The sequence below is a fragment of the Streptomyces sp. KR55 genome (assembly GCF_052245645.1).
GTDB classification, from domain to species: domain Bacteria; phylum Actinomycetota; class Actinomycetes; order Streptomycetales; family Streptomycetaceae; genus Streptomyces; species Streptomyces flavusporus.
Window position 1 is genome coordinate 1 of the sequence record NZ_JBQQCE010000706.1, and the last position, 3,428, is coordinate 3,428.

The 3,428-nt window shown below is 69.3% G+C and carries 3 protein-coding genes and 2 pseudogenes; all 5 read right to left on the minus strand.

Going from position 1 to position 3,428, the window contains the following annotated elements:
• Positions 1–83 precede the first annotated feature (83 nt).
• A protein-coding gene (locus ACTWQJ_RS48650) for an IS5 family transposase (protein ID WP_443312777.1) occupies positions 84–934 on the minus strand; the annotation gives its coding sequence in 2 pieces (ribosomal slippage) (positions 84–587 and positions 590–934; 849 coding nt in all).
• Between the two features lie 45 nt (positions 935–979).
• A pseudogene (locus ACTWQJ_RS48655) lies at positions 980–1,264 on the minus strand (integrase core domain-containing protein); the annotation flags it as partial.
• Between the two features lie 123 nt (positions 1,265–1,387).
• Positions 1,388–2,047: a hypothetical protein gene (locus ACTWQJ_RS48660; RefSeq protein ID WP_409471473.1), complete on the minus strand. Its 660-nt coding sequence runs from the start codon at positions 2,045–2,047 to the stop codon at positions 1,388–1,390.
• A 271-nt stretch (positions 2,048–2,318) separates the two neighbouring features.
• On the minus strand, positions 2,319–2,699 hold the full coding sequence (locus tag ACTWQJ_RS48665) for a RidA family protein (RefSeq protein WP_409471474.1): 381 nt from the start codon (positions 2,697–2,699) through the stop codon (positions 2,319–2,321).
• Between the two features lie 47 nt (positions 2,700–2,746).
• A pseudogene (locus ACTWQJ_RS48670) lies at positions 2,747–3,304 on the minus strand (carboxylesterase family protein); the annotation flags it as partial.
• Between the last annotated feature and the right edge of the window lie 124 nt (positions 3,305–3,428).

Here is a 3,428-nt window from a genome sequence, read left to right on the forward strand (position 1 = left end):
GCCGGCCTGGCGGCAACGAGTGCCGTCCCGGACAGTGGCCGACAGATCAAGACTCAGGACAAGACAGTCAGTCGTATCGCGGGTCAGGCCACCGCCGAGACGGCACCGCCATCCTCACAGTCGTATCGCGTGGCGACCGCGCGGTGGCGTTTGAGGCGATTGATCCCGCACTCCACCGCGTGGCGCTCTTTGTAGTCGGCCGGGTCGAACTTCGGCGGACGGCCCCCGCGGGAGCCGCGCTTCTTGCGGTTGGCGATCTGATCGCGCTTCTCCGGGATGGTGCAGCGGATCCCCCGTCGGTGCAGGTAGGCGCGGTTCGCGCGGGAGCCGTACGCCTTGTCGGCGCGGACGATGTCGGGCAGGGTGCGCGGGCGTCCAGGCCCGAGCCGGGGCACGCGGATGCGGCCGAGGACGACCTGGAACTGCGGGGAGTCTCCGCGCTGCCCGGCCGTGATCACCAGCGACATCGGCTTCTGGGCCTGCTCGACCGCCAGGTGCAGCTTGGTGGTCAGCCCGCCGCGGGAGCGTCCGAGCCCGTGGTCGTCGGGCTCGGTGAAGACCCCGCCGGGCGGCTCGACCTGGAGATCCCCCTTTTGCGAGCGCCGGCCGCGTGCTGGTGGGCGCGGGCGATGGTGGAGTCCACCGAGACCTCCCAGGTGATCAGGCCCTTCGCGTCGGCCCGGGCCTGGAGCTGTTCCAGGATGCGGTGCCAGGTGCCGTCGCGCTGCCAGCGGCGGAACAGTCCGTACACCGTCTCCCACGGCCCATACCGTTCGGGGAGGTCCCGCCACGGTATGCCGGTCCGGGTGCGGAACCGTATCCCGTTGATCAGCTGCCGCTTGGTGTGCACCGGCGGACGTCCGGACCTGATGCCCTTCGGCAACAGCGGCTCCAGCACCGCCCACTGAGCTTCTGTCAGATCTCCCCGAGTCACGAGACGTGATCATCGCACGACCTTGATCCACTTCTGAAACACGCCCTAGGTGTATTGACCCGCAGGCTTGTTGACGCGGCTGATGGGTGGCGGGCCATCGAGCGCGGTGTGGCACCGGTGGTAGTTGTAGGTGTGCAGGTAGTCCGCCAGGGCTTCGGTGCGTTCAGCGTTGCTGGAGTACGGGCGCACGTACGCCCATTCGTCGAGCAAGGTGCGATTCAGGCGCTCCACCTTGCCGTTCGTTTGCGGACGGTAGGGCCGGGTGCGTTTGTGGATGATGTTTGCGGCGCTCAGGGTCTGTCCGAACAGTGTGGATCTTAGATCTTTTCCCGCAGCCCTGGTCATCCCGGCATCTGCTCAGGACTCGGCCGCTGTCGTACTCAGAGCGCGGAACGGACTGTGGGAGACACGATGGGGCGTGGGCGCCGGCACGGATTCACCTGCCGACACCCCTCATAGGCTGCATCTCCCGGCGGCGAGTGCCGTGATCGCGCACTCGGCGGCGTGCCGTGCCGCGAGCGCGGAAGGGAAGGGCCCGCAACCGTGGGAAGCGCGGCCGGTCGGTCCGTTCGTGATACGCCACTGCCAGGCAGTGTGTGCGGCAGGGGGCGAGGGGTGGTGCCAGACGGGCTGTGCGGAGGAGGGTGGGTTCTCCGCGTTCTGGACCAGTACGTCGTGGACCACTCCGCCGATCACGGTAGAGGAACGCCTCACGTTGTCGTCGGTGCTCCAGGCCAGGGGCGTCGGGGAGGACTCCGACACTTCCAGGAGGACATCGGCGAAGTCGGCCAGAGTCCGATACAGCGCGGCACGAGCCGTGTCGCTGTGGTGACGGCCCCACCGGCATGGGGTCCGTTCGGCGATTTCGTCCACGATGACCTGCGCGGCGATGTCGTCCAGAGAGTCCGGCTGTTCGAGGCGTTCCCGCGCCAGAGATGCGGTGGCGCCCCACGCGAGGTCGTCGTGGGTCATGGCGGTGCAGCGTGCCAGCGTCCACAGGTCGGCGGGCCCCAGGTCGTCGACCGTGTGCTGGATGCAGCGGGCGACCGCGTCCGACAGGGGCGGGACGTGGGCGTTCAGGAGGCCGGCGCGCACCTCGGTGGCCGCGCTCACGTCGCCCGGTTGCAGCGCGCCCAGCGGCAGCGAGGTCGCTGCGTGAAGTACGCGCCCGTAGACGCGCCGTGCCGGATGAGGACCGGAGGGCGGTGCAGGGCGCCCCGACAGGGAGCACAAGGCGTCCAGCAGGTTCACCGGTGCAACCCTCAGGTTGACGCACGCTCTCGACAGGCGATCATCCATCGTGTCCCCCTCCTCTTTCAGGGATGGAGGCCGGTCTGGCGCGGTCCCGGGGGCCGCGCCAGACCGGCCTTGCCCTGTAGCCGAGTCAGTCGTCCAGGACTGCCAGGGCGTCGATCTCCACGAGCAGTCCCGGAGGGAGCTGCATGTAAACGGTGGTGCGGGCGGGGAAGGGTTCGCCGACGGCCGCCGCGTACGCCTCGTTCAGCTCGGGCAGGTGGGCGGGGTCGGTGAGGTAGACGCGGAGCATCACGATGTCCTTCAGTCCGGCGCCGGCCGCCTTGAGTACGGCGGTGACGTTGCGCAGCGTCTGCGTGGTCTGCTCGGCGACCGTGGTGCCGACGACCGCGCCGGTGGCCGGGTCGAACGGGAGTTGCCCGGAGACCTGAAGAATCGGGCCCTTGCGGATGCCCTGGGACAGCGGGGCTGCCGGAGTGGGTGCGTTCTCGGTGGTGATGACGGTTCTCATGGTGTGTCCTTCACGGAAGGGCGCACAGAGCGATCTGTGCGACGGGGTCAGGCCCAGGCCTGTCGTTCCTGGCTGCGGGGGTCGTCGACCTGGGTCCACTCGGCGTCGATGTGCATCGTGGTCCGGCGTGTGGTGTCGTACTGGTCCCAGCCGGGGTTGCCGGTCCTGGCGAAGCGGATCCAGGCCTCGTGCGTGCGGGGGGCGAGGTCCGCGGGGGGCTTGTCGGGGCCGAGCAGGACGCCCTCACCCGCCAGCTGCGGGAGTTCGGCGATGTCGAAGACGAAGGGGAGTTCCATCGTGTGGGTGGCGCCGAGGTCTCCGCCCAGGGCCTGGGAACGCCAGGCGAACTCGTAGCTGAACGTGGCGGACTGGGGGTGCGCGGCATGTGCGCCGACCAGGGCCCAGCTGCCCGCGCCGAACAGCGCGTCACCCATGATGGCCGACCGCAGCTCACCGAAGGACGCCTCGGGGCGGGTGGTGCGGTACGTCTCCACGAGCTGCGCGGGCTTGGGGTGCGAGCGCGCCGCCGTATCGTCGACATCGTCGGCGGTCGAGGTTGCGAACTTGTCCACCGGGACCAGGTAGAGGTTTCCCTCCTCGGTATGTCGAAGACGAAGGGGAGTTCCATCGTGTGGGTGGCGCCGAGGTCTCCGCCCAGGGCCTGGGAACGCCAGGCGAACTCGTAGCTGAACGTGGCGGACTGGGGGTGCGCGGCATGTGCGCCGACCA